Below are 24,176 nucleotides of genomic sequence, written 5' to 3'. Positions count from 1 at the left end.
GATCTTTTCCTGCATGTTGACGCTACACGGCATCGCACAGCTTCACACGCTGGCGGTGCTGCCGTCGCGTTCTCCTTCGACGGTACGGGATACACATCGTCAACCAAGAAACCCGTCGAAACGTTCCTATGGATCTGTCCTGCTCCCCGCTCCGACGGATCCGTCCGGTCTCTCCTGATCCAGCGTGGTCCGCCAGCCCGGCTGCGGACCGCTCGGACCACTGGCGCATCCGTTCGGCGTAACCAGTGTGGCACGAGCCGGGCAGTGTGCGGACGACGCACGACGGGCCGGATGCCCGGGTCTTCCGGCCCGGCACGCTCACCCGTCGTACGCCTCGGACGTCAGGGTCGCGACGAACGGCAGATTCCGGTACCGCTCCGCGTAATCCAGTCCATAGCCGACGACGAACTCCCGGGGCAGGTCGAAGCCGACGTACCGGACGTCGACGTCAGCGACCAGGGCATCGGGCTTGCGCATCAGCGCGAAGACCTCGACGGACGCCGGGCCGCGCGAGCGCAGGTTCGCAACCAGCCACGAGAGGGTGAGGCCGGAGTCGATGATGTCCTCGACCACGAGGACGTGGCGGCCCTCAATGCTCTCGTCGAGATCCTTCAAGATCCGTACGACGCCGGAGGAGCGGCGTCCCGAGCCGTACGACGACACCGCCATGAAGTCCACGGTCACCGGCACGTGCAAAGCGCGGGACAGGTCAGCCATCACCATGACGGCACCCTTGAGGACGCCAACCAGAAGCAGATCACGATCGGCGTAATCGCGGTCGATCTCGGCGGCGAGCTCGTGGATACGGTCACGAATCTCTTTCTCGGTCAAGACGATGCGGTCCAGCTTCGTCCCGAGATCATTCTCGTCCATCGCCCCTATCCATCCACGCCTGTCGGCCGCCGCTGCGCAGCCCGCCTCGTCCGCGGGGAGCAGGCCGCCCGCCGCTCACGGCGGAACCTCCCTCTGGGCACCGGCACCTCTCGGTCATCGCGAACCGGTCCGCTCCCGGCGCACCTGGAGGACACCGCCTCGCCGCGAGGCTACCAAGGCACCGGGGAGCGTCACCGGCCCTTGGCCGTGCCAGTTGCTGATCAGTTGTTCGACGTGTCTGACGTGGACTGCCGCCAGCTGTCCGGCCGGTGCGCCGGCGGCGCGGAGCATCCGGTGGATCACGCGGAGCCGAATCGCCGGCGGCTCAGCGGCGAGCGCGGCGACATCCAAGGCGGCGGCAATGCCGGACGGAGGAACGCCAGACGAAGGACCGCCTCCCGCCGGGTCCGGAGAGGCGAGCGGCCGACCGCCGGCGTCCGCCTCGCCGGCTGGAACCGTGCCGCCGGCGTCCGGCGACAGGACGCCCGGACCTGTGTCGTCCGCAGAGTGATCACCCGGCCCAACCGGGAGGGTCACCGCACGGGCGTAGACCCGCGCAGCCCACGCGTCGAGGGCGTCGGCGTCCGCGCGGGCAAGGGCTGCCGTTCGGGCAAGCGCAGCCACCACCTGCGGGCCAAGTTCAGCCCGCAGGACGGGCAGCACCCGGTGCCGCAACCGGGAACGGGTGAAGGCAGGGTCGTGGTTCTGCGGGTCGTCCCAGAACGGCAGCCCGGCATCCCGGCAGGCTCGCCGCGTCACTGACCGCGGAATGCCCAGCAGCGGACGGCGATACCGGTCGGCAGGACCAAACCGCTCCGGCATGCCGGCGATCGACCGGAGACCCGACCCGCGGGTGAGCCCGAGCAGGACGGTTTCGGCTTGGTCATCGAGGGTGTGCGCGAGCAGCACCGCCGCCGCACCGCACTGCGCGGCCACCTCGTCGAGCGCCGCGTAACGGGCGGCCCGGGCGGCAGCCTCCGGCCCCCCGTCACGACCGACCTGGACGGCGCGGATCTCAACCGGATCAAGGCCGAGCTCGCCGAGGAACCGGGCGAGCTGCCGGGCCCGCTCAGCCGAGCCCGGCTGCAGCTGATGATCAATCGTGACCGCCCCCGCCCGCAGCGCGGGACGACGCCGCGGCGCCTCGAACGCAAGTGCGGCCGCTAACGCCAGCGAATCCGGACCGCCGCTGCAGGCGGCAAGGACGAGCGCACCAGCGGGTAGGTCCGCAAGGCAGGTGCGGACCGCGTGGCGCACCGCGGCAATCGCCGGCGACAGCCGGGGCCGGCGGCCTGCCGGAGCCGCCGTCACGGGAGGCGTCGTCACACAAGTGAGCGTCGCACAACTGATGACGCCCGGGACCGCGCCGCGCGGCCAGAGCCGTTTCCCGTCCGCTCACGGGATCGCCGGCCCCTGTCTGCTCCCGGCTCCGCGCGGCTGCTCCCGGCTAGGGCGTGACGTCGGTGTGCAGCACGCGGGCCATCCACCGCCGAGGTTCGGCGATTTCCGCCTTGGTTGGCAGCGTATTGGGCGACGTCCACACCCGGTTGAACCCCGCCATGCCGGCCGCTCCCACCACCGTCTCCACGAAACGCGCCCCTTCGGCGTACTGGCGTGCTTTGATGTCCAGCCCGAAGAGCCGGCGCAGGAAACGGTCCGCGGCGTTGCGGCCCTGCCGACGGGCGGCGAATTTCTCGCGAATGTCGGAGAGCGTCGGTATCACGTCCGTGCCGACCGCATTCATGACGTACTCCCCGTGGCCTTCCAGCAGGGTCATCAACGCGGTGAGCCGGTGCAGGATCTCGCGCTGCCGCGGCGTCTGCACGGCTTCGAAGAGGCCCAACGGGAAATCGGTTGCGTCGCCGGTGCGTGTGCGTTGCCGCACGTGCTCGGCCACCGCCCGCAGCCGAGTGACAAAAGCCCGTGCATCGAGATCGCTTTCCGCCAGAAACGCGGCGACTTCGTCTTGCACATGGCTCCTCAGCCACGGCACAGCAGTGAACTGCGCCCGGTGCGTCGCCTCGTGCACGGCCACCCAGAGCCGAAAATCCCGCGGCACCACGCCAAGTTCCTGCTCGACGGCGACAATGTTCGGCGCGACGAGGCTCAATCGGCCGGGCGGGGGGTTCCCGTTGTCCGGCGGCAGAAAAATTTCATACTGGCCCAATACTTTCCCGGACAGATACGCGAGGACGACGCCCAATTCCGCTCCGGCTATTTTTCCCGCGACGCCGCGGAGCAGCGGCGCGCCGGGAAAATTCTCCGACCGCGCTGCTAATTTCTCCAGCAGCGGACGGAGGGCCACCCGAAAGCCGCCGACATTTCCGCGAATCCACCCGGTGCGGTCCACGATCCGGGCCGGCGGTTGGCCATCGGGAATACGCAGGTCGGTGACCGCAGTGACGTGCTGCGTCGCCTCCGCTGCGAGGTCCCGCATTTGCCGCACCGCGGCAAATGCCTCACTCCGGGTGACGGCGGGCCCTTTCGGCGCCAGCCGGACGGCGGTTGCGGTTGCTACGTTCCAGTCGATGAGGGCGGGGGCGTCGGCCATGGCTCCACCGTACGGCCGACGGACGCGGACCGCCCGTCCGGTCATCGGCTCGGGCGGGCAACCCCAGTGCAGCGACGCCGGTCATCCGTCGCCCGACCAGTGCAGCGGCGCCGGTCATCCGTGACCCGGCCGGCACAGCGACTCCGTCAGCGGGCACAGCCGCAGGTCACCAGGGCGCCGACCAGCGCATCGACCGCGGACTCCGCGGCCCGAATCTGGCTCCGCGGAACCGCATCGGCAAGCACGGCGAACGCGAGCACACGCCCGTCGTAGTCCGTCGTGTAACCGGCGAGGGTGACGACGGTGGCGAGCGTGCCCGTCTTGGCGTGGACGACACCGACCCCGGGTGCGGCGGCGGGAGCGGTGAAGCGTGAGGCCAGCGTCCCGGTGAGGCCGGCGACCGGCAGCCCCTCACGAACCGCGGAGAATCGATCATTCGTGAGGACGAGGCGCAGGAGGGCGGTCAGCATCCGAGGTTGCAGGCGGTCGAGGGTCGAAAGCCCGCTCGCATCCGAAATCGTCAGGCCGCTGGTGTCGATGCCGAGGTCGTTCAGGGTGTCACGGATCGCCTGAGTCGCGCCGGCGAAACTCGCCGGCAATCCCCGGGCGATCGCCACCTGCCGAGCGATCGCCTCGGCGAGGTCGTTATCGCTCACGGTGAGCATCTGGCGCACCAGGTCGGCAAGAGTGGGCGATTGGACGACGGCCAGCACGCGGTCAGCCGGCGCCGCGGCGGTCACGACGGGTGCGCCCTCGACGACGATCCCCGCGGCGGCGAGCAGCCGGGCGAAGCTCGCCGCGGCGCTGGCGCCGGGAGCGGGGGACCGGGCGTCGCGCGCCGGATCAACCCGGCCCTCGTTGACCTCCAGGGCGCTTACCGGAGCGACGTCACCCTCAGCGATGTAACTCGACTGCCATCCGGCCGCGGTAGCGGGGCCGACGAAGAGTGACGCGTCGTACCCGAGACTGACCCGCTGCCGTCCGAGCGCACGCAGCTCGGACGCCGTCCGGTCGGCCAGATCAGCGAGCTGCGCCGGCCTGAGGGATGAGCCCAGCCGTTGGCTTGGCATTGGCGGGCCCGACGACGAGCCTCCCGCCGCAGGAGCGGGGGCAGCCAGGGTCGGATCACCCCCGCCGACGAGGACGACGCGATCGCCGTGCAGCACCACGGAGGTGGCGAATCGGGTCTGCGGGTCCAGCGCGGCCAGCGCGGCCACCGCTGTTGCAATCTTCAGTGTGGACGCCGGCGGCATCCGGCGGTTGCCTCCGTCGTCCAACAACACCCGGCCGGTAGCCGGATCGGTCACCACCAGCGCAGCGTCGTCCCCGGCAAGGACACCCAGTGCCGCCGCGAGATGCGCGCGGAGGGCGGAGGGATCGGGAATCGGCGCGTCGCGCGGCAGCTCGTTCCCTGAACTGCGGACCGGTTCCGGCGGCTGCGCGGTGGTCGCGGCTGGACTGTCCGTCGGGGCGGCGTTCGACACCGGCGGAGGGCTTGCCGGCGGTGGTGCGGTATCGGCCGGTGTCGACCGGTGGCTGGTGAGCCAGAACAACCCAGCGGCACCGGCTAAGAGAACGGCGACCGTGGGAATGCCGTACCGGCGCCGCTGCGCCCGCCGTCGTCGCCCCGCCGCCATGCCACCCCTTCACAGCGCTCACTGTTCATCGGCGAGACTAGCGGCGCGGGGCGAGACCGCGGATTCCGGCGGCGACGACCTGGGCGTCGCGCGGGGTGAGACGAGCGGCGCGACGGTGACGACGTGCGCTGCGCCCGGAAGCCGCGCGGCTCGACAGCGCCGCCATCAGCGGGTCGTGCTGGCGTGACAAGGGAGGACCGGCATGGAATTCGACGTCACGATCGAAATCCCTAAAGGACAGCGGAACAAGTACGAATACGACCACGCCACCGGCCGGGTCCGGTTGGATCGGATGCTCTTCACCGCGACCCGCTATCCGACCGACTATGGCTTCATCGAAGGCACCCTAGGCGCGGACGGCGATCCGCTGGACGCGCTGGTCATGGTTGAGGAACCGACCTTCCCGGGGTGCCTCATTCTGTGCCGGGCCATCGGCATGTTCCGGATGACCGACGAGAAGGGCGGCGACGACAAAATCCTGTGCGTGCCGGCGCGGGATCCGCGGGTGAGCCACATCCGGGAGCTGGAAGACATTCCCGCCTGGGATCGATTGGAAATTCAGCATTTCTTTGAGGTGTACAAAGACCTTGAGCCTGGGAAATCCGTCGAAGGCGCCACCTGGGCGGGACGCGCCGAAGCAGAGGAAGAAATCCGGCGCTCCCGGGAGCGGCTTGCCGCCGGCGCATAGCGCACTCACGCGCCACGGTAATGACGTCGCGGCCCGCGCGGGGATCGTCGTCTCCCCCGCGCCCACCCGCTGCGGCCGCACGACCGGATGCCCGATTGCTGTGCGGTGCGGCGTCCTGCTAGGGGCGAACCGCGCCGATGTAATCCGGCCGGAACGCATTGTGGATGCCGACCTGCTCTCCGGTCTGCGGAGCATCAATCATTTGGCCGTTGCCGATGTAAATGCCGACGTGATGAATCGTGCTGGGATCGTTGACGTTGGTGGCAAAGAAGACCAGATCTCCCGGCATGAGCTGGTCCTGCGAGACATGCATCCCCTCGTCCCACTGCAAGCCGGTGTAGTGGCCGAGCTCGATGCCGACCGATTCGTACGCCCGCATGACCAATCCGGAGCAGTCATATCCGGGCACGTTCTGAATGCCCTGGTCCGTGACGGTCGGCCCCACCTCTCCGGCGCCGGCCCATCGGTACCAGACGCCGATCTGTGACCGGGCGAAGGCGACCGCACCGGCGCGCTGCTGCGGCGTCGAGATCGAGTGACCCATTCCCGGGGTCGGCAGATTGCCCACCGGCCCAGCCGATGAGCCGGTCCCCGATTCGCTTGCCGCCTGCTCCGCGGCCCGTCGTTTTGCTGCTGCAGCTGCGGCGGCCGCAGCAGCCGCGCGCTGAGCGGCGAGCTCGGCGAGTCCCCGGGCACGTGCTTCGGCGAGACTCTTGGCTTTCCCTTGCAACACGGCGAGTTGAGCCTGCAGGTCCTGCTTGCGCTGGGTGATCTGTGCGACCTCGGCAGCCTGGGCGTTCACCGCCTGGACCGCGGCGTCCTTCGCGCGGGCCGCGGCGTCCGCGGCCTTCTGCTGCTGGCCCAGGGCTTGTGCCGCGGCAGCTGCGGCGCTCGCTTCAGCCTGAGCGGTGGCCTCGGTGAGCGCGATGATTCCCTGACGGTGCCGATCGATCGCGGCGAGAGTCCCGGCCCTGGTCAAGAACCGCTCGGGGTCAGGCGCGAAGAGCAACGCGGTCAGTTTGGCGACGTCGCCGGCGCCCATGTAGGTCAGCGCGGCGAACTGATCCATCTCGATCTGCGCCTGCTCATGCGCGGCGCGGGCTGCGGCAAGATTCGCGGCGGCGGCCCGAGCCTTGGCTTGGGCATCCTGGAGACGGACCATCGCACCGTTGTACGCCTCGACCAGGGTCTCAACCTGATCGTTCAGTTTCTGCAGCTGCGCGTTCGCATCCGCGAGCGCCTGTTCGGTCTGGGCGACCGCCGCGGCCTTCGCCTGTGCGGCGGCCCGGGCGGCGTCCACCTCGGACTGGCTCGGGATGATGGGCGGCTTGTCGGCGAGCGCTGGGCAGGTGGCTCCGACGGTGAACGCGACCACCAGCCCTACGGTCGTGAGCCATCGGCCAGCCCGCACCGGCGCACCTCCCACTCCCTGTCGGCACGACCATAGCGGCTTTTTCACACACGCAACAGCCATCCCAACAAACTCGCTGGTCACAGCTGTCCCGGAAACCCATCCGCCGCCGCACGGCCCGACGGTCTCAGCCGTCACATGACTTTCACAGCATCGGACGCCGGCAGCGCCGACCTAAGCCCGGCTCACATGAGACGGGCTGCGAGCTCCGCAACGGGTGATCGCTCACCGCGGGTGAGCCGCACGTGGCCGAAGCACGGCTGACCGGCAAAGGCAGACACGACGGCGGTCAGCGCGTTCGTCCGCTCAGACAGAAACGGTGCGTCAATTTGTGACGTGTCCCCAGTCAGAACGATCTTAGAGTCAGCGCCGATCCGGGTGAGCAGGGTCTTGCCGACCTGCGGGGAGAGGTTCATCGCCTCGTCCACGAGGACGAAAGTCGAGTGCAGCGTGCGTCCACGCAGGTGGGTCACCGACTCCATGGTGAGCAACCCCTGCGCCTTGATGTAATCGAGCGAATCTTGCGCGACCTTGCCGCGCGTCCCCTCCTGGCGGCGGCGTCGATCCAGCCCGTCCCCGGAGAGCGCCGCCACGGCATCCGTGATGGCAGCCATCCACGGATCGATCTTCTCGTCCAAGGTGCCGGGGAGGTAGCCGAGATCCGCCTGGCCTACCGGTATGACCGGCCGGTACACCGACATCCGCTCGAAGCGGTGCTGCTCGACCACCATGTGCAGGCCTGCCGCCACCGCGCAGAGCGTCTTGCCTGTCCCAGCCGGCCCGTCCAGGACGATGACCCGCACGTCGTCATCCAGCAGCAGGTCCAGCGCGAAGCGTTGCTCCTTGTTCGCAGGCCGCAGACCCCAGATCGGCGGCAATTGGTCGAGCACCCGGAGCAGGCCGTTGCGGTAGCGCGCCAGCGCCGAACTCGTTCCGGCGCGCAGGACGACGAACGTGTTCTCCGCCACGTCCGACGCGCCGACACTCGCGGCGTCAATCAGCCGGTTCTCGAAGAGCTGGTCGAGGACCTCCGGCGAAACCTCGAGGGCGATCCAGCCGTCCGGCCGGGCGTGGGCGGGGGCGGCGTCCAGCGGGTTGTGCTCCGCCGCAGCCAGGCCGACGGCGGCCGCGGTCAGCCGCAGGGCGGTGTCGTTGGAGACCACGAGCACCTGCGGACCGTCGGGTTGCGCGGCGGCCAGGGCAAGAGCTGTGCCGACGATCCGGTTGTCCGGACTGTCGGCATGCAGGCCATAGCGCCGGAGCAAGGCGGCGTGCACGCCGTTCACCTGCATCCGGACGGTCCCCCCGACCCGGCGCTGCAACGGCTCGCGCAGGTCCCCGCCGGCGGCGAGCCGGAGTGCTTCCACCCGGCGCAGCACGTCGCGGGCCGCCGCGCCGGCAGGATCCAAGCGTTTCTTCAGGCCGTCAAGCTCCTGAATGACGGCAAGCGGGATGACGAGGTCAGCGCCGGGATACGCGTCGAAAATGCCCTCGGGGTCGGCCATCAGCGCCGAGGTGTCGAGTACGACGACGTGGCCGGTCTGCGCCGCACTCCGCGTCAGCGGCCCAGCGCCAGGGACGGGATGCTCAGTACCCGGGGCGGGAGTTACGGTGTCGGGATTTCCGCCCGCCGGCCGGCTCGGTGAGGCAGGCGGTTCATACGTCGTGGCCATCGCCGTCTCCTTCCCCACCGATCACGCACGGCGAGCGGTCGGCGCTCGCGGGACCGGGTTCCGGTCATCGTTTCCATCGGCACCCGCTCCACATCGTTGATGGGAGATCCGCACCGACCCCTCCAGTGGGTGCACCTCCGGAAGGGCCTGCGCGGGCGGGTGGACGTGCGCATCACGCCGGTCGTCCGGCCGGCGGCTCCCGCTCAGCCGGTGGCTCCCATTCATCGGTTCGATCCTGGCAGCCGGGTCCCGCAATTGCCCGTCGCGACGCGAGAAATCTGCGAGAACACCGGTAAAACCGCCGCGGGCTCAACACGGCCGGTAAACCTCGCGGGCCTGACACGGCCGGGGTGCCGGCTATAGCCAGCCGTTCTCCTCCGCGACCCGGAGTGCCTCGATACGGTTCCGGGCGCCGGTCTTGGCAATCGCGGCCGACAAGTAATTGCGAACCGTCCCTTCGCTGAGGAAGAGCCGGCCCGCGATGTCGGCGATGGTGGCGCCGCCCCGCGCCGCGGCCAGTACCTCCTGCTCCCGGGCCGTCAACGGATTCGCGCCGGCCGCCAAGGTTGCAGCGGCAAGCTCCGGATCGACGACCCGCTGTCCGGCAGCCACTCGGCGGACGGCGTCCACCAACCGTTCGACGGGTGCATCTTTGACAAGAAACCCCGACACGCCTGCCTCCATGGCCCGGCGCAGATACCCGGCGCGGCCGAATGTGGTCACGATGAGCACCCGACAGTCGGGAACCTCGCGGCGCAATGCGGCGGCCGCGGCAAGGCCGTCCAACCCGGGCATTTCGATGTCAAGGACGGCGACATCGGCCGCGGTCCGCCGCGCCGCCTCAACGACGTCATCGCCGCGGCCAACCTCGGCCACCACCTCGATGTCCGACTCAAGGGCTAGCAGGGTGGCAAGGGCTCCCCGCACCAGATGCTGATCATCGGCCATCAGCACACGGATCGTCCGGTGCGTCACGACGCCTCCCCTGACGTCAGGGCCAAGGCAGGCACCTCGACCCGCAGTCGGAACCCCGGAGCGCCGAACCCGTCGGCTGGACCGGTGATGAGCCGGCCCCCGGCGGCAGCCACCCGTTCGGCCAATCCCAGCAGGCCGTGACCTCCTCCCCCGCCACTGCCGGACGCCGCCAGCGCGGCGTCCGCGACGGCTGACAGCACGCCAACACCGTCGTCGACCACCTCGATGACGCGCTGGTCGACGGTGATCCGTACCCGCTTGGCCTGCGAATGCCGGACGACGTTCGTCACCCCTTCGCGAACCACCCACCCAAAGAGCCCGGCAAGCTCGGCGGGGACGTCGTCCACCACCCGAGGCAGATCCGCTTCGATCCCGGCGGCGGCGAGGACTTCCCGTGCGGTAGCGATTTCGGTCGCCAAGCGAACGTCGCGATAGCCGGCGACGGCAGCCCGCACATCCGCGAGCGTCCGGCGGGCCAACGCCTCCACATCAGCGATCTCGTTGCGCGCCCGGGTGAGGTCACGATCCGCCAGACGCGCCGCGAGTGCGGCCTTCACAGTGATCGTCGTCAGCGAGTGGCCGAGGAGATCGTGCAAATCGCGGGCGATCCGCAACCGTTCCCGTTCCGCAGCCAGTTGAGCGACTTCGGCCCGCGCCGCGGCAAGGCTCTGATTGGCCCGCACGACGGCAAGGACGGCGAAACTGGCGAAGGCAATGCTCGCCGCGAGCGACCACTGAGGTCCGCGCAAATGCCAACCGGGCACGTGCTGCGGGACGGCCAGCGCCGCGGCGGCAAGCGCGAGTACGAGAGGAACGGCAATCTGCCAACGCAGCAGAACCACCCAGGTCACCGCGACAAAGACCCAGGTCGCCAGAGCGGACGGGCCGATGAGTGCGATGGACGCGGCCGAGAGGATGACCAGCGTCCCGCTCACGAGCACAACGTCACGGCGACGCCGGGCAGCGGGCCAGACACGCGGGAAGCCAAAGAGGTAGACGACGGAGAACGCCAGCAGAAGGAACGACCCGACGACCGCGACCACCGGGCTTGAGCTGCGCCACGCTGCGATGAGCGGGCCGAGAAGGTAGAAGAGCCAGATGCCGCCGGCGCGCCGCCACCGCGTACCGGCGCTGGGAGTGCAACGCGCGCGCAGCCGGGACCCCCCGACTCCGGAGCTCTCGGGGACGGTCACCGATCACCTCCCTCGAGGTGCGGCCGACCGTCCTTCAGTCTGCCCACCGTCGGCCGGAGGCGGCGGTCCGTCGAAACGCGACGCTCAGACCCGTTTAGTGTCGCGGCCATACGCCCATCCGGCCAAGACGCCAAGCACCACCGACCAGGTCACGACGACGAACCAGCCGAGCGGTGACCATGCCGGCTCCCCGAGCAGCAGGCGGCCGGCGCGCACCAGCCAGTACGTCGGAATGGCTTGCGACACGTGATGGAGCACCCCGGTTGCGCCGATGGGTCCCCACGCCCCACCGAGAAACGCGAGGACGGCAACGCCGAACCCGGCGACCGGTCCCATGGTCTCCGGAGTGAGGAGGTGTCCGAGCAGGATGCCGAGCGCGGCGAACGGCACCAGTGCGACGAGAACCAGCCCGGTCATCGCGAGCACCTCAGAGAAGCGCAACGGAACACCCAGCGTCGCTCCAGCGAAAAAGAGCACCACGATGGTGACGACCGCCATTGCATACGCGGTCAGAACTTTCGCCCACACATAATCAACCGTTCGCAGCGGCGTGAGCCGCAATTGTCTGTTCCAGCCCACGGCACGCTCGGCGGCGATCCGGCCGCCGGCGGCGACCATTGCACCGACGGTGCCGAAGGCCGTCATCCCCGCAAGGTAGTACGTCGGGAACGGAATACCGTCCAACGTCACATGCCGATTGTTACCGGCAATCAGATAGAAAAAGAGCAGCGGGAACGCCAGCGAGAAGAGAAAATAACGGCGATTCCGGAACAGACGAAGCAATTCGTAACGCAGGTACGTCGCGTTCACTCTGTGTCTCCCGTCTTATCGGTCGATACCGCAGCCCGCACACCTCGACAAGCGCCCGCACGGCGACACGTGTCATGGCCCGGCGTGCCGGCCGTCGCCGGTGAGGTACAAGAACGCTTCCTCCAGCCCGGCGCTGGAAATCTCAATGTCCTTCGCATCCGGATAAACGGCCAGCACAGCGCGGATCGCCGCGTCGGAGTCTGCGCAACGCAACACGACAGCGCTGCCGCGCCGCTCCACCATGCGGACGCCGGGCAACGCCGCCAAGCGGGCGTCGTCCGCCTCGGGAATGGTGGCTCGGATCGTCCGCATCCCTGCCATGGCGCGAATTTCGTTGGCCGGCCCGTCGGCGACGATCCTCCCGCGGGAGAGCACCACCACACGGTCCGCGTAACTGTCTGCCTCATCGAGGTAGTGCGTGGCGAACACAACGGTTCGGCCCTGAGCCGCAAAATCCCGGATGGATTGCCAGAACGCGCGCCGGCTCTCGACGTCCAATGCCACCGTGGGTTCGTCGAGGACGAGCAGTTCCGGATCGGGCAGCAGGGCAAGCGCGGCGCGAACCCGCTGAACCTGGCCGCCGGAGAGCCGCTCCGTCCGCTGCTGGGCAATGGCCCGGATGCCCATGAGTTCGAGCACATCGTCGACGGCCATGTGCCGCGGGTACAGCGAGGCCATCATGGCGAGCAGTTCGCGGACGGTCAGGTCGCGTAGCAGGCTTCCGGTCTGCAGCATCGCGCCAATGGCACCGCGGCGAACCGCGGCGTGCGGTGTCGTGCCGAACACCGCGATGCTCCCCGAGTCGGGCGCGAGCAGTCCCAGGATCATGTCGATGGTGGTGGATTTCCCTGCGCCATTCGGACCGAGCAACGCGACGGTCTCACCCGGGCACACGGTGAGGTCAATACCGTCAACCGCCCGCACGGCTCCGAATGACTTGCGAACTCCGTCCAGGCGCACGCCGACGGTCTCCTTCGCCGGACCGTCCGTTGGCACCCTCCGCTCGACGTCCGGCCTGGCGCTGTCGGCGACGCCGGTTGCCGCCGTTACCCGATCGGTCATGGGTTCATCGTCACCGACGACACTCCGGCCGGGAAGTGTCACCCCTCAGTACTTGTCCATGACACCTGTCACGGTTGCAGCGTCTGTCAGAGTTGCGGCGTCCCCTCATGCACGCGCCGCCGCCCCCGCAGCAGCCGCCGAACCGTCGACGCCCTCCAATTCGACCGGTCGGACGAAGACGTGCGCAGCGGCCGCGTCCTCGAGGTGGACGGCGTCCGGCTCGCGGCCCAGCCACACCCCGCCGCGCGACTCCCGGCGCACAGGCACCGGCACGTTCGGCCGCACCCCGGCGCGACGGAGTCGGCCAAGGAGCGCCCGGTCCGACTGGAGCGGCTCCCCGATCCGGCGGACAATGACCCGGTCAAACTGGTCCGGAATCGACGGGAGCGGCACGAGTCCTTCGCGGAAAGCGACATCGCGGCGCGGTTCGCCGAGTTCGTCGAGGCCTGGAATTGGGTTTCCGTACGGCGATTCGGTCGGATGGCCGAGAATCTCCAAGAGCCGCCGCTCCACCTCTTCGCTCATGACGTGCTCCCAGCGGCACGCCTCTTCATGCACGAGCTCCCAATCCAGCCCAATGACGTCGACAAGAAGACACTCGGCGAGCCGGTGCCTGCGCATGACGCGGGTGGCGGCTGCCCGCCCTTGCGGCGTGAGTTCAAGGCGGCGGTCGCCTTCGAGGTGAACCAGGCCGTGTCGCTCCATCCGCGCGACGGTCTGTGAAACGGTCGGTACGCTCTGCCCGAGCCGCTCGGCGATCCGGGCCCGCAGCGGAACGACACCCTCCTCCTCGAGTTCGTAGATCGTGCGGAGATACATCTCAATGGTGTCGATCAAATCGTGCGCCTGGTTCACGGTTCGATTCTCGCGCATGAGTCGCAAGTGCTCCGGCAGCGCAGGACGAACGGGTCACCCGCGCGGCACAGCGCGGCGGCAGCGGGCCGGACGAGTCCGGCCGGCAGGAGCGGCGTCACGCGGCGGGACCGCCGGCATTCGCCGATGCTGCGTCACGCGCCGGATCACTGGCGCGCAACGACGCTGCGTCACGCGCCGAAGAGTTGGCGCCCCCACGATTCGCCGTCCTGCAAACCCGGCGGGCAGACGAAAAGTGCGCTCCCGGTGTGCACGATGTACTCCCGCAGCGCGTCCTGGGTGCCGAGAATGCGCTGGACGGCGATGAATGTTGCGGGATCCTTATGGAAGGAGATGAAGAACAGACCAGCGTCCAGCTCCCCGGTTGAGAGATCGATGCCGTCGGTATAGGAGTAGCCGCGACGAAGCATTCGGCGTCCGGCGTTGTGCTCGGGACTGGCCAGCCGGATGTGGGCGTCCGACGGGATGACCAGTTCGCCGGCCCGCACGGCGGAGAAATCCGGCGGGTCGTATTCCCTGGATCCGGTGAGCGGAGCGCCCGATACTTTACGCCGGCCGATCACCCGTTCCTGCTCGCTCAGCGACGCCCGGTCCCATGCTTCGATCAACATCCGGATCCGCCGCGCGACGAGGTAGCTGCCGCCGATGAGCCACGGTTGGTCGGTCTCCGTACCAATCCACACGTGCCGATCCAATGCGGCCGTGTCATCGGCTCGGAGATTCCGCGTGCCGTCTTTGAAGCCCATCAGGTTACGAGGCGTCTGCTGACCGGTCGTCGTCGACGAGGTGCGTCCGAAACCGAGCTGCAGCCACCGGAGGACCACGACACCCCGGCCCAGCCGGGTCACATTACGCACCGCGTGGAATGCGACCTGCGGATCGTCGGAGCACGCCTGGATGCAGATGTCCCCGCCACACCGGGCCGGATCGAGTCGATCGCCGGGAAGCGGAGGAAGCTCGGCCAATGCTGACGGGCGACGGGTGGCGAGCCCAAATCGCGCGAAGAGTCGCGGCCCGTACCCGATCGTCACCGTCAACGCGGCCGGCGGTAAACCGAGTGCCTCGCCGGTGTCGGTGGGTGGTGCTTGCGGGCTCCCATCATCTGCTGGCACGGAGCGACCCTGTGTCATTGCTTCAGCGGCAATCGTCCACGCGTCCAGCACGTCACGTAGCGCACCCGCTGAATCCGTCACCACGTCAAACGCGCCAAAGACCAGCCGATCCTGGGCCGGCGTGATGATGCCGGCTTGATGGCGCCCCCGAAACGGGACCACGCGACCCGGTGTCGACACCGCACCCGCCGCCTGCTCAGATCGCCCGTCAGGGGATCGGTCGACCAGGCCGAGGACGGCGCCGGCTGCGCTTCCGCCCGTGAAGGCGGCTGCGATCCCGAGACCTCCGCCGGCAAGTCCGAGGCCGCCGAGAAAACGCCGTCGCGTGACGCCGCCAGATGCCTCAGTCATTGCACATCAACCTGGTATCAGCCGACGACAGCAGCAACTCGTGACAAGGGTTCCGCGAGCGCGTCGATACGCTGCGCGAGGTTCCTGCGGGTCGCGGCGTCCACGGCCTCGTACGACACCCAGCCGGTGCCGCGCGCAAGCGGACGCAACGCGGCTTCCACGTCGGCAAAACGCGCATCGATGGTTGTCGCGAGCGCCGGATCACGTTCACGCAGAATCGGTTCGACGGCTTGGAAAGCAGCTTTCGAGCCGGCGAGATTGGCGTCGATGTCATATAAATCCGTGTGACTGTACCGCTCTTCCTCGCCGGTGACCTTGCTGCGCGCAATTTCATCAAGGAGTTCCACGGCGCCGTTGGCAATTTGTGCCGGTTGATAGGTCTGGGTTGCGACGAGGTCAGCAAGAGTGCGGACGTCGCTTTGCAGCCGGTCGGCCACCGCGGTCATGCCCGCCAGGGAATCGTCCTGCCAGAGCGCCTTTTCGAGTCGATGAAAGCCCGTCCATTCGGCCGGATCTGCGACGTCATCCAGGCGGGCATCAATCGCGGGGTCGAGATCACCGAAACTCTCCGCCACGGGTTCAATGGCCTCGTAGTGCCACCGCGCTGCCGGATATGCCCGCCGTGCCGCCGCCAGGTCACCAGCCTTGACCGCCGCACAGAACGTCGCTGTGCCCGTGACCAGCGCCTGCACCTGACCGACGACGAATTGGTGGTAGCGCGCCGCGGCTTCCGTGGCCGCAGCAGCCGTGGGTGACGCATTCTCCCCGGTCACGACGAAATCACTGCGTGGTTGCTTGGCGTTCGGACAATAGACGGTGTATCGCCCGTGTTGGAGGCGCAGCGTGAAGGTTCCGTCCAGTCCGGGAACGAGATTCTCCTTCTCGCCAAGGATTGTCGAGCCGGCAAGGAGTTCCGCCTCGGTCACGGCAGAAGCGTTCTGGTTGCGCACGTGAAATCGGATGAGGCCGGCGTCAACGCGCGCCGGACTGGGTGGGCATCCCTCAGCGGTCACAACGATGTTCACATTCCGGGTGCCTGCGTCTGTCCCGATACCCCGTGGGGTGGTGCCTCCACTGTCCGACGAACAGCCACTCACGAGCGCCAGGACGACGCCGCCGACCAGGCCGAACCGCCGAACGCCGCCCGCTGGACCGAACCGCCGAACACTCGCCATTGTCACCTCTCCGATTTGTCGCGATGGGAAAGTCCGTCGCGATGCGACAGTCGACCGCTGGTCACGAGGTTGCGGACACTTCCGGCGCCACCCTCGGCGTCGTGGCGGGCCGGCGCGGCTGCCGGAGCACAACGGCCAGCATCGGCAGCACATAGCAGCACCAGCCGACGATTTCCGCGAGCGCTGGATGCGGTTGCAGACCAAGGACGCCGGTTGCCAGCGCGGCGATCGGCGTCCCCGGCCGCACCAGCCACGCGATGTCGATGGGCTGCGATTGCCCGGCGTTGAGCCAGCCGGCTTCATGGGCCGTGTGCAGGGCACTCATGACAAGCCCGGCAGCGACGAGAACGAGAACGACGCCGGTCGCACGGAAGAAGCGTGTGAGATTGAGTCGCACGCCGCCGCGGTAAATCCCCCACCCGATGACGACGGCGGTGACGAGTCCGGCGATGACGCCGCCGCCCGCGGTGATGGCCCGCACCCCCGGTTGCTGCAGCACCGCCAACAAGAAGACGGCCGTTTCAGAGCCTTCGCGGAGCACGGCGAGAAACGCCATACCAACCATGGCGTACGCCGAGCCGTGCTCGAGCGCCCATGCGGCTGCGCGCTCAAGTTCCCCCTTCAGCGCCCGGGCGTGACGCCGCATCCAGAGAATCATCGTGGTGACCATGCAGACGGCGAGTACGGCCACCACGGTCTCCAGGCCTTCTTGCGCACGGGTCGGCAATTCCGCGGAGATGACCTGCAACGTGACGGCGACACCGGCGCAGAGCGCGACGGCGACGCTCACCCCGACCCAGACGAGCCGCAACGCGTCCATCCGGCCTTGTCGGCGCAGAAACGCGGCAATGATCCCGACGATCAGCGCAGCTTCGAGTCCTTCTCGTAAGCCGATCACATAGGTCGCCAGCACGGTGCCCAACTCCTCGATCTCGCTTAGTTCAGGCTTACCTTACTAAGGTGAGGCTCAGCATAGCAAGGCCGGATTGGCCGGTTGGGCGGGTCGGTTCGGCGTACGACGCGAACGACAGGATGCCGCGACGGCGTCTGCGCTCTGGCGTTGCTGACCGCAGACCGATCCGCGAGGCCGTGCCGCGTCACGCCGCCTCGATACGCTCGACGGGTGCGCTGGAGGCCCAGCTTGTCGGCCCCGAGTTGCCCGAAGATCGGGACATCCGCTCGACGGGTGCGCTGGCGGCTCACGTCGGGACGGTCGCGCCGACCTCTTGTTGCGATCGTTGTCGCCGGCGTGGTTCTCGTCGCCGCCTGCACAGCGGCGAACCCGGCAACAGACCACAAGCTCTCGCGATCGTCACCAACACCGCTGACCGCCGGCCCGACGATTCCACCCTCACCAACACCGCTGACCGCCGGCCGGGCGATTCCGCCGTCATCAACGCCGCATCCGCCGAATGCCTCAGGGTCGATCGCCGCATCCACGCCGGCACCAATCGCCACGACCGCGTCACCGACGCCCCCGGCGGGACGGCGGCCGACCGTCACACCGACGCCAACTCAGTCGGCGGGAACCGGCGGTTTCGTCTCCTCGGTCCGCCCGGTCAGTGCGCAAGAGCTCGGCGCGAGCTGGCACCCCGGGTGCCCGGTAAGCCCGGACCAGCTTCGTCAAATAACCCTCTCCTACTGGGGATTCGACGGGCAGCCGCACCTGGGACGCCTCGTCGTCAACGTTTCCGCCGTGACCGCTGTCACGGAGGTATTCCAACGCCTTTACCAGGCGCGGTTCCCCATTCGAAGCGTCCGGCCGATTGCCGAATTCGGCGGCAGCGACGACGCCTCCATGGCGGCGGATAATACCTCGGCGTTCAATTGCCGGTACGCCGTCGCAGCCGGACCACCGCGATGGTCCGTTCACGCGTACGGCCTCGCGGTCGATGTCAATCCGGTCGAAAATCCCTATCTGGACGGCGGGCGGGTGCTTCCGGCCGGCGGGGCCCGGTATGTCGATCGCTCCCGCTACCAGCCGGGAATGGCCGTAGCGGGAGGCGTCCTGGTGCAGGCGTTCGCTGCGATCGGTTGGCGGTGGGGTGGACGATGGGCGTCGCCGGACTATCAGCACTTCTCGGCGACCGGCGGATAACCGCGGTCGATTTCTGCCTCGTCCACGGCACGCGCCGGCGCAGACGGTCCCCAACGTGCTGGGCGGCAAGCACCATCGCGAGTAAGAACAATGCGACGATGCCATCCGCCCAGTAGTGATTTGCCGTCGCCACGACCACGAATACCGTCAGGGGAAAGTGAAGAATCGTCAGCCAACGCCATCTGCTGCGGCCGGCGCGCACCACGACAAGCGGAACGATCGCCGCCCACGCTACGTGGACCGAGGGCATTGCGCTGTATTGGTCGACCGTCAAGGTGCTTGTATAGACGGATTCGTGGTAAACGCGGGCCACGTCAATCATCCCGACGTTGACGAGGCGGGGAGGAGCGACCGGCACGAGTGCGACAACCAGGCACGCCGCGGTGGTGGCTGCAATCGTGAAGCGTGCCCGCGGATAAGCATCGCGATGGCGAAAGAACAGCCAAAGCAAGAGCAGGATCAACGCGCCGAAATGCATTGTCGCGTAGTACACGTTGCAGGCGCGGACGAGCCACGGTGTGCCGATGATGAGTCGCTGAACGGCTGCTTCGTCTGGCAGGTGCCAGAGCCGTTCGACGTGCCAGACCCAGGCGCCGTGGGCGACTGCATCGCTGCTGCGACCCAGGGAGTATGAGCCCGCCAGTTGCCAGAGACCGTACAGGGCGAAGATAATGCCGGCTTCTCGAAAGAACGCTGCGCCGCCGGAAATCGTGCGCCCCGCGTTGTCCGGCAATTCTCGGCGCACCCGACGCCGGTAGAGCCAGGCGATGCCCCGTGCACCTTCACCCACCACGACGCACGCGACCGCGATCAGCGCAGCCGCCTGCCAGGGCAGCATCAGACGCGGCATGTCGTCGTCCGCATCATTGCATGCGCATCCTTATCGCAGGGTCGATGCCTGGCCGGGGTCAACGCCTTGCCGGTGCGTCAATCCCGCAGATCGACGACGATTTTGCCCGGGATGCTCCTCCGCCGCAACAAGGCAAATGCTTCGTTGATTTGGTCAAGGGCGACCCGAGCGCCCACGGGAATGTGCATCCGTCCGGCCGCAACCGCAGCAATCGCCGCGGTGACTGCTTCGCGGAGCTCTTCCGGTGACGCGATCAGCCCGCCATACCCGAGCATGCGCAGATTATTGCGGTACAGGACCTGCAGCGGGATCTCCGCGTCCGGCCCTGCGCTCGTCCCATAAATCACCAACCGGCCCCGCGGCTGCAGAGCGCGAATCGCAATTCCGGTGAACGATCCCCCCAGGGGGTCAAACACCACGGTCGGAGCGAAGTCGGCAATCGCGGCGGCAAGCGCCGCTGCGTCGGCTACTACGCCCTTCTCGGCACCGGCGCGGTGCATTGCGTCAACTTTCTCTGGGTTGCTCGTCTGCGCCCAGACCCGCGCACCTTTCGAGCGTGCATACGAGATGACGGGAAGCCCAACGCCTCCTGCGCCGCCAAGAACGAGAACGCGGTCCTCATTTCCGACACCGGCCATTTCGACCACGCGCCAAGCAGTCGCGCCTGCCACGCCGATACACGCCGCGACAGCCAGGTCGATGCCCTCCGGGAGCGGATGAACCGCAGACCGGGGGACGACGGCGTGTCGCGCGTAGCCGCCGTCACGGTCTCGGCCGAACCCTTCGCCGTACACGAGGACCGGCCGGCCGTCGAGATATCCGCTCGCTTCGATTCCGACGATTCGCGGCAGCGGGGCGTCAGGGGCGACCCGACCGGCGATGATGTACGAGTCGACGGGGTTCACTCCCGCGAATGCGAGTTCCACGCATACCTCGTCACCGCCGGGTTCGGGAAGCTCGACCGTCTCGACGACGAGCGGTTCACCGTGACGGATAAGCCGCGCGGCACGCGTTTTCATGACGGATCCCATCGGGTGATCGCATTGAAGAGGACGTCGAAGTCGCCCGCGGATCTCGCCGCACGGTAAGTGTTCGGCCGGCCGGCTCGGTGGCCGGCGGTCCGGGGGAATTCGCTGTGCAGACTCACCAGCATCGTCGGTCCCATTCCGTCGGGCGTGCGCTCCGCTGAAACTCTATCCGCCGCGTGCAGGCACGGTTCTACACGCTTGCCGTGCAGCCGCGATGATGTCCGCTTCGGCGGGACGGAGTGCCGGTGCGGTGCCGATGGTCCGCGCCCGGGGGCTCGGCGCACCGAGCAGGCGTGGACGGCGAGCGGACCGGTCGCAGGCGTCGCAGCGGGCGAGCCAACCGGTCACAGGCGTGGACGGCGAGCGGACCGGTCGCAGGCGTCGCAGCCGGCGAGCCGATCAGGTGTGGCGAACCCGACGCTGCCAGCGAGTGGATCAGGAGGGGCCGGCTTGCTGGACCTGCCACAACAGGCGGGCCCGGCAACCCAGCTGTCACGGCAACGGAGGCAACCTCGTCAAACAAGTGGCGGCCGCCGCAGGAGCGCCAACGAACATCGCGATCGACGGGCCATGGCCCGACGGTGGGCGATGTCCAGAGCGGGAGCATTCCGGTGGTGGACGCCTCGCGGTTGATCGTCGACCAGGCGGCGGCGGGCCCGGCTGGGCCTTCCTGTCGTCGGACTACAGAGGAGGGTGTCAGCATGCGGGTACTCATAGCGGGTGGCAGCGGCGCTGTCGGCCGACCACTCGTCGCACTTCTCGCGTCGGCCGGTCACGAGGTCGTCGCTACGACCCGTATGGCGGAGAAAATGCCGCTGCTACGCCGTCTCGGCGCCACACCTGTCGTCATGGACGGCCTGGACCCTAAGGCCGTCGGCGACGTGGTTGCCCGGATCGAACCTGAGGTCATCATTCACCAGATGACCGGGCTGGCAGGCGCGCAAAACCTGCGTCGATTCGACAGAGCGTTCTCCGTGACGAACCAGCTTCGCACCCGCGGAACCGAATACCTTCTCGCCGCCGCTCGTGCCGTTGGCGTCCGACGTTTCGTCGCGCAAGGCTACGGCGGATGGCCCTACGCTCCTGGTGCCGGAGAACTTAGCACGGAGGAGACACCCTTTGATTCCGAACCTCTTTTCGGCCGTGCGCGACGGACACTCGATGCCCTGCGCCGCCAGGAGGAGCTGGTCGCCTCGAGTCCCCTCTCCGGGGTTGTCTTGCGGTATGGAACCTTCTATGGGCCCGGCGCCTCTGATGAGCTGGTCGCATTGGTCCGGCGACGCCGACTACCGATCATAGGGAAGGGCAGCGGGGTATGGTCGTGGATTCATGTTGAGGACGCCGCACACGCTGCGGTTGCCGCGATGCACGCGAACGCGGAGGGTGTGTTCAATATCGCGGACGACGAACCCGCGCGGGTTACCGAGTGGTTGCCCTATCTTGCTCGTGTTCTCGGCGCACCACCGCCGCGGAGGATTCCGGCCGCGTGTGGACGGCTCATTGCCGGTGCAGCAGTGACGGCACTGATGACGCAGGTAGCCGGAATGTCGAATGCCAAGGCGAAAACGGAGCTGGGTTGGCGACCGCGTTGGTCAACCTGGCGCCTCGGTTTTCGCGACGGACTCAGCTCCGCCGTCCACGAGCACGCGACGTGACCCACCCACGGCGGCCGCCGTTCCGCGGGACTCGACCCGCCGTCCACGCCCGCGCGACGCGACCGCCTCCGCGCTACAACCCGGCATGCAGTCGGCGTGCCGTCCACGGGCGTACGACGTGACCAGTGGTCGGCGGCTCACAATCAGTGGCCGGAAAGGCACAGTGAGAGGACATGGAATGGTGAACCGGTCGATGGCGGACGGCGCATATCCAACGTTGCAGCGGATGCTGTTCTCCGTCGCCTACCGGATGCTCGGCAGTGTCGCCGAGGCGGAGGACATCGTACAAGAGGCGTTCGTGCGCTTTTACGCCCTCGACGCCGATCGTGTGCGCGACATTGAATCCGTGCCCGCGTATCTGACGGCTGTGGTCACCCGCCTGTCGATCGACTATTTGCGCTCGGCCCGGGCGCGGCGGGAACAGTACGTTGGGACGTGGTTGCCGGAACCACTCGTCACCGAACACTCCGTCGTGGACGGTGCGCGTTACGTCGAACAACTTGACTCGCTCTCCATTGCATTCCTTGTCGTCCTCGAGCGATTGAGTCCACTGGAGCGTGCTGTTTTCCTGCTCCACGATATCTTTGACTACTCGTATCCAGAAATCTCCCGCATGATAGGGAAGAGCGCGACGTATTGTCGCCAACTTGCGGTCCGAGCGCGCCGGCATGTCCAGGCGTCGGGCCGAAGACGAACCAAGATATCCCAGAATGAGCAGGAACGGTTGGCTCGTCGATTCTTCGCCGCTGTTGGTGACGGCGATGTCGCGGCGCTGGTCGACCTCCTCGTGATGGACGCCGCTGCGTACGGCGACGGTGGTGGACAGGCACCCGCCGCTCGGATACCCATTTGCGGGCGGGATCGGGTCGCCGCTTTTCTCGCATCCCTTGGCCGAACAGCTCGCCGATTGGGTGTCCGGTATCGCGTTACGGAAATCAATAGGCAACCCGGCGCGTTGTTCTTCAATCGCTCCGGTCAGTTGCTGAGCGTCGCCATTCTCGACATCGGAGAAAACGGTGTAGGCGCGGTGTACTCGATCGTCAATCCTGACAAGCTCCAGCACTTAGGCCCGGTTGGTGACGTACGGGAGTTGCTGCGCAAGGGGGTTCCGTCATAGATCCGCGCGGGGCCAGGCACGTTGGACGCGCAGCGCCTGCACCGTGACTGATCGCTTATCCCGCGGTCCTGGCGAGAATGCGCGCGCCCGCGGCCGGTCCGGTTGCGCAGCGCACGGCGCGCACCCATCCCGAGCCGGCCAATCGTGCCGCGAGGTCCACAGCTGCGTCCTGGTCGGACACCAGAAAAGCGCAGGTGGGGCCGGAACCGCAGACGATGCCTCCGAGGGCTCCGCCGTCCAGCCCCGCTTCGAGCACTCGGCCAAGCGCGGGCCGCAGGGCGACAGCGGCGTCCTGCAAATCGTTGTGCAGCAGCGAGCCGAGCCGTTTGGGATCGCCGTCCCGGAGGGCGGAGAGGAGGGCAGCCGGTACGTCGAGCGGCTCGCCGTCCCCGGGCTCGCGTAGCTCACCGTCCCCGGATGCGCGGCGGCGGTCGAATTCGGCGTACACCTGTGGCGTTGACAATCCGCCATCGGCCAACGCAAGAACCCAGTACCACGGTCCGGCCGCGAGCACCGGTGCCAGACGTTCACCCCGCCCGTGGCCCAACGCGGTACCGCCGACAACGCAGAACGGTACGTCGCTCCCGAGTTGCGCGGCCAACGTCATCAGCTCGTCATGCGGAAGTTCCGCATGCCACAGCGCCGCGCATGCGATGAGCGTCGCTGCAGCATCAGCAGAGCCGCCGGCCATTCCACCCGCAACCGGAATTCCCTTACGGAGGACAATCCGGACTCCGGGTTCCCGCCCGAGCCGCCTGGCAAGCAGCATTGCCGCACGGACGGCGAGATTGTCGCCGTCAAGCGGGACTTTCTCCGCCTGCTCTCCGCAGATTTCAAGAGAGAGATGCTCGCTCTCCTCGACGGTAATCTCATCGTGGAGCGATACGGCGTGAAATACGGTCGCAAGATCGTGGTAACCGTCGGACCGCAACGGGCCGACCCGCAAATACAGGTTGATTTTCGCCGAGGCTTGGACGGTCACCGACACGAGTCTCGATGGTAGACGCTCGTGTGTGTGGTGTGGGGTGGTGGTGGGGTTGTGTG

At 68.0% G+C, this 24,176-nt stretch carries 20 protein-coding genes and 1 pseudogene; 4 read left to right on the top strand and 17 right to left on the bottom strand.

Features of this window, described 5'->3' with window-relative positions:
- Nucleotides 1-318: 318 nt before the first annotated feature.
- The 4 genes from hpt to dacB all read right to left on the bottom strand — a co-directional run bounded on the left by hpt (nucleotide 319) and on the right by dacB (nucleotide 5,061).
- Nucleotides 319-873, bottom strand: a complete 555-nt coding sequence (gene hpt, locus ACEL_RS01070) for a hypoxanthine phosphoribosyltransferase (protein ID WP_011719041.1) — start codon at nucleotides 871-873, stop codon at nucleotides 319-321.
- A gap of 114 nt (nucleotides 874-987) precedes the next feature.
- Nucleotides 988-2,184 carry a tRNA lysidine(34) synthetase TilS gene (gene tilS / locus ACEL_RS01065; RefSeq protein WP_011719040.1) on the bottom strand — a complete coding sequence of 399 codons (1,197 nt, stop codon included), beginning with the start codon at nucleotides 2,182-2,184 and terminating at the stop codon, nucleotides 988-990.
- A gap of 136 nt (nucleotides 2,185-2,320) precedes the next feature.
- Nucleotides 2,321-3,424 (bottom strand): zinc-dependent metalloprotease, encoded by a 1,104-nt coding sequence (locus ACEL_RS01060; RefSeq protein WP_011719039.1) that lies wholly within the window; start codon nucleotides 3,422-3,424, stop codon nucleotides 2,321-2,323.
- A gap of 146 nt (nucleotides 3,425-3,570) precedes the next feature.
- Nucleotides 3,571-5,061, bottom strand: coding sequence for a D-alanyl-D-alanine carboxypeptidase/D-alanyl-D-alanine endopeptidase (gene dacB, locus ACEL_RS01055; protein ID WP_011719038.1), 1,491 nt, complete (start codon nucleotides 5,059-5,061; stop codon nucleotides 3,571-3,573).
- A gap of 202 nt (nucleotides 5,062-5,263) precedes the next feature.
- Here dacB and ACEL_RS01050 point away from each other — a divergent pair, with 202 nt between their 5' ends.
- The gene (locus ACEL_RS01050) at nucleotides 5,264-5,749 is read left to right on the top strand and encodes an inorganic diphosphatase (RefSeq protein ID WP_011719037.1); all 486 of its coding nucleotides are present in this window, start codon (nucleotides 5,264-5,266) and stop codon (nucleotides 5,747-5,749) included.
- Nucleotides 5,750-5,867: 118 nt separating this feature from the next.
- Here ACEL_RS01050 and ACEL_RS01045 read toward each other — a convergent pair whose 3' ends face one another.
- From ACEL_RS01045 to efeU, 10 genes are all read right to left on the bottom strand, one after another.
- Nucleotides 5,868-7,160, bottom strand: coding sequence for a C40 family peptidase (locus ACEL_RS01045; RefSeq protein ID WP_041834857.1), 1,293 nt, complete (start codon nucleotides 7,158-7,160; stop codon nucleotides 5,868-5,870).
- Nucleotides 7,161-7,345: 185 nt separating this feature from the next.
- On the bottom strand, nucleotides 7,346-8,833 hold the full coding sequence (locus tag ACEL_RS01040; RefSeq protein WP_011719035.1) for a PhoH family protein: 1,488 nt from the start codon (nucleotides 8,831-8,833) through the stop codon (nucleotides 7,346-7,348).
- 357 nt (nucleotides 8,834-9,190) lie between these two features.
- Entirely contained in the window at nucleotides 9,191-9,781 is a 591-nt protein-coding gene (locus tag ACEL_RS01030) for a response regulator (RefSeq protein WP_041835184.1), read from the bottom strand.
- A gap of 23 nt (nucleotides 9,782-9,804) precedes the next feature.
- Nucleotides 9,805-11,001, bottom strand: a complete 1,197-nt coding sequence (locus tag ACEL_RS01025) for a sensor histidine kinase (protein ID WP_011719032.1) — start codon at nucleotides 10,999-11,001, stop codon at nucleotides 9,805-9,807.
- A gap of 84 nt (nucleotides 11,002-11,085) precedes the next feature.
- Complete coding sequence (locus tag ACEL_RS01020; protein WP_011719031.1) at nucleotides 11,086-11,811, bottom strand: ABC transporter permease; 726 nt, start codon at nucleotides 11,809-11,811, stop codon at nucleotides 11,086-11,088.
- Nucleotides 11,812-11,883: 72 nt separating this feature from the next.
- Complete coding sequence (locus ACEL_RS01015) at nucleotides 11,884-12,873, bottom strand: ABC transporter ATP-binding protein (RefSeq protein ID WP_011719030.1); 990 nt, start codon at nucleotides 12,871-12,873, stop codon at nucleotides 11,884-11,886.
- A gap of 105 nt (nucleotides 12,874-12,978) precedes the next feature.
- Nucleotides 12,979-13,746 (bottom strand): iron-dependent transcriptional repressor DtxR, encoded by a 768-nt coding sequence (locus tag ACEL_RS01010; RefSeq protein ID WP_011719029.1) that lies wholly within the window; start codon nucleotides 13,744-13,746, stop codon nucleotides 12,979-12,981.
- A gap of 170 nt (nucleotides 13,747-13,916) precedes the next feature.
- Nucleotides 13,917-15,209, bottom strand: coding sequence for an iron uptake transporter deferrochelatase/peroxidase subunit (efeB, locus tag ACEL_RS01005; RefSeq protein ID WP_011719028.1), 1,293 nt, complete (start codon nucleotides 15,207-15,209; stop codon nucleotides 13,917-13,919).
- A gap of 17 nt (nucleotides 15,210-15,226) precedes the next feature.
- Entirely contained in the window at nucleotides 15,227-16,384 is a 1,158-nt protein-coding gene (gene efeO, locus ACEL_RS01000; protein WP_011719027.1) for an iron uptake system protein EfeO, read from the bottom strand.
- A gap of 61 nt (nucleotides 16,385-16,445) precedes the next feature.
- Nucleotides 16,446-17,297: an iron uptake transporter permease EfeU gene (gene efeU, locus ACEL_RS00995; RefSeq protein WP_011719026.1), complete on the bottom strand. Its 852-nt coding sequence runs from the start codon at nucleotides 17,295-17,297 to the stop codon at nucleotides 16,446-16,448.
- A gap of 885 nt (nucleotides 17,298-18,182) precedes the next feature.
- Between efeU and ACEL_RS12875 the strand changes: the two genes are divergently transcribed.
- Nucleotides 18,183-18,482 (top strand): M15 family metallopeptidase, encoded by a 300-nt coding sequence (locus ACEL_RS12875; RefSeq protein WP_420794983.1) that lies wholly within the window; start codon nucleotides 18,183-18,185, stop codon nucleotides 18,480-18,482.
- Nucleotides 18,483-18,558: 76 nt separating this feature from the next.
- Here the strand turns inward: ACEL_RS12875 and ACEL_RS12370 are convergent.
- Both ACEL_RS12370 and ACEL_RS00975 read right to left on the bottom strand, forming a co-directional pair.
- Nucleotides 18,559-19,320, bottom strand: a pseudogene (locus ACEL_RS12370) (phosphatase PAP2 family protein); the annotation flags it as partial.
- An 89-nt stretch (nucleotides 19,321-19,409) separates the two neighbouring features.
- Nucleotides 19,410-20,351 (bottom strand): quinone oxidoreductase family protein, encoded by a 942-nt coding sequence (locus ACEL_RS00975; protein ID WP_011719023.1) that lies wholly within the window; start codon nucleotides 20,349-20,351, stop codon nucleotides 19,410-19,412.
- A 710-nt stretch (nucleotides 20,352-21,061) separates the two neighbouring features.
- On the opposite strand from ACEL_RS00975, the gene ACEL_RS00970 reads away from it, so the two are divergent.
- A complete protein-coding gene (locus ACEL_RS00970) occupies nucleotides 21,062-22,015 on the top strand; it encodes an NAD-dependent epimerase/dehydratase family protein (protein ID WP_011719022.1) in 954 nt (317 codons plus the stop codon).
- 178 nt (nucleotides 22,016-22,193) lie between these two features.
- Nucleotides 22,194-23,132 carry an RNA polymerase sigma-70 factor gene (locus ACEL_RS00965; RefSeq protein ID WP_202943382.1) on the top strand — a complete coding sequence of 313 codons (939 nt, stop codon included), beginning with the start codon at nucleotides 22,194-22,196 and terminating at the stop codon, nucleotides 23,130-23,132.
- Nucleotides 23,133-23,187: 55 nt separating this feature from the next.
- Here ACEL_RS00965 and ACEL_RS00960 read toward each other — a convergent pair whose 3' ends face one another.
- Nucleotides 23,188-24,120 (bottom strand): 4-(cytidine 5'-diphospho)-2-C-methyl-D-erythritol kinase, encoded by a 933-nt coding sequence (locus ACEL_RS00960; RefSeq protein ID WP_041834854.1) that lies wholly within the window; start codon nucleotides 24,118-24,120, stop codon nucleotides 23,188-23,190.
- Between the last annotated feature and the right edge of the window lie 56 nt (nucleotides 24,121-24,176).

The organism is Acidothermus cellulolyticus 11B (genome assembly GCF_000015025.1).
Classification (GTDB): domain Bacteria; phylum Actinomycetota; class Actinomycetes; order Acidothermales; family Acidothermaceae; genus Acidothermus; species Acidothermus cellulolyticus.
The sequence above is the reverse complement of the archived record's forward strand: the minus strand, read 5'-3'. Positions and strand labels throughout refer to the sequence as shown.

Excerpts from the sequence above, each read along its gene's own strand:
- hpt (WP_011719041.1), bottom strand. The coding sequence starts at position 873 with ATGGACGAGAATGATCTCGGGACGAAGCTGGACCGCATCGTCTTGACC.
- dacB (WP_011719038.1), bottom strand. The coding sequence starts at position 5,061 with ATGGCGGCGGGGCGACGACGGCGGGCGCAGCGGCGCCGGTACGGCATT.
- ACEL_RS00965 (WP_202943382.1), top strand. The coding sequence starts at position 22,194 with ATGGTGAACCGGTCGATGGCGGACGGCGCATATCCAACGTTGCAGCGG.
- ACEL_RS01050 (WP_011719037.1), top strand. The coding sequence starts at position 5,264 with ATGGAATTCGACGTCACGATCGAAATCCCTAAAGGACAGCGGAACAAG.
- ACEL_RS01060 (WP_011719039.1), bottom strand. The coding sequence starts at position 3,424 with ATGGCCGACGCCCCCGCCCTCATCGACTGGAACGTAGCAACCGCAACC.
- efeB (WP_011719028.1), bottom strand. The coding sequence starts at position 15,209 with ATGACTGAGGCATCTGGCGGCGTCACGCGACGGCGTTTTCTCGGCGGC.
- ACEL_RS01015 (WP_011719030.1), bottom strand. The coding sequence starts at position 12,873 with ATGACCGATCGGGTAACGGCGGCAACCGGCGTCGCCGACAGCGCCAGG.
- ACEL_RS12875 (WP_420794983.1), top strand. The coding sequence starts at position 18,183 with ATGGCGGCGGATAATACCTCGGCGTTCAATTGCCGGTACGCCGTCGCA.
- ACEL_RS01010 (WP_011719029.1), bottom strand. The coding sequence starts at position 13,746 with ATGCGCGAGAATCGAACCGTGAACCAGGCGCACGATTTGATCGACACC.
- efeO (WP_011719027.1), bottom strand. The coding sequence starts at position 16,384 with ATGGCGAGTGTTCGGCGGTTCGGTCCAGCGGGCGGCGTTCGGCGGTTC.
- ACEL_RS00970 (WP_011719022.1), top strand. The coding sequence starts at position 21,062 with ATGCGGGTACTCATAGCGGGTGGCAGCGGCGCTGTCGGCCGACCACTC.
- ACEL_RS00975 (WP_011719023.1), bottom strand. The coding sequence starts at position 20,351 with ATGAAAACGCGTGCCGCGCGGCTTATCCGTCACGGTGAACCGCTCGTC.
- ACEL_RS01040 (WP_011719035.1), bottom strand. The coding sequence starts at position 8,833 with ATGGCCACGACGTATGAACCGCCTGCCTCACCGAGCCGGCCGGCGGGC.
- ACEL_RS01030 (WP_041835184.1), bottom strand. The coding sequence starts at position 9,781 with ATGGCCGATGATCAGCATCTGGTGCGGGGAGCCCTTGCCACCCTGCTA.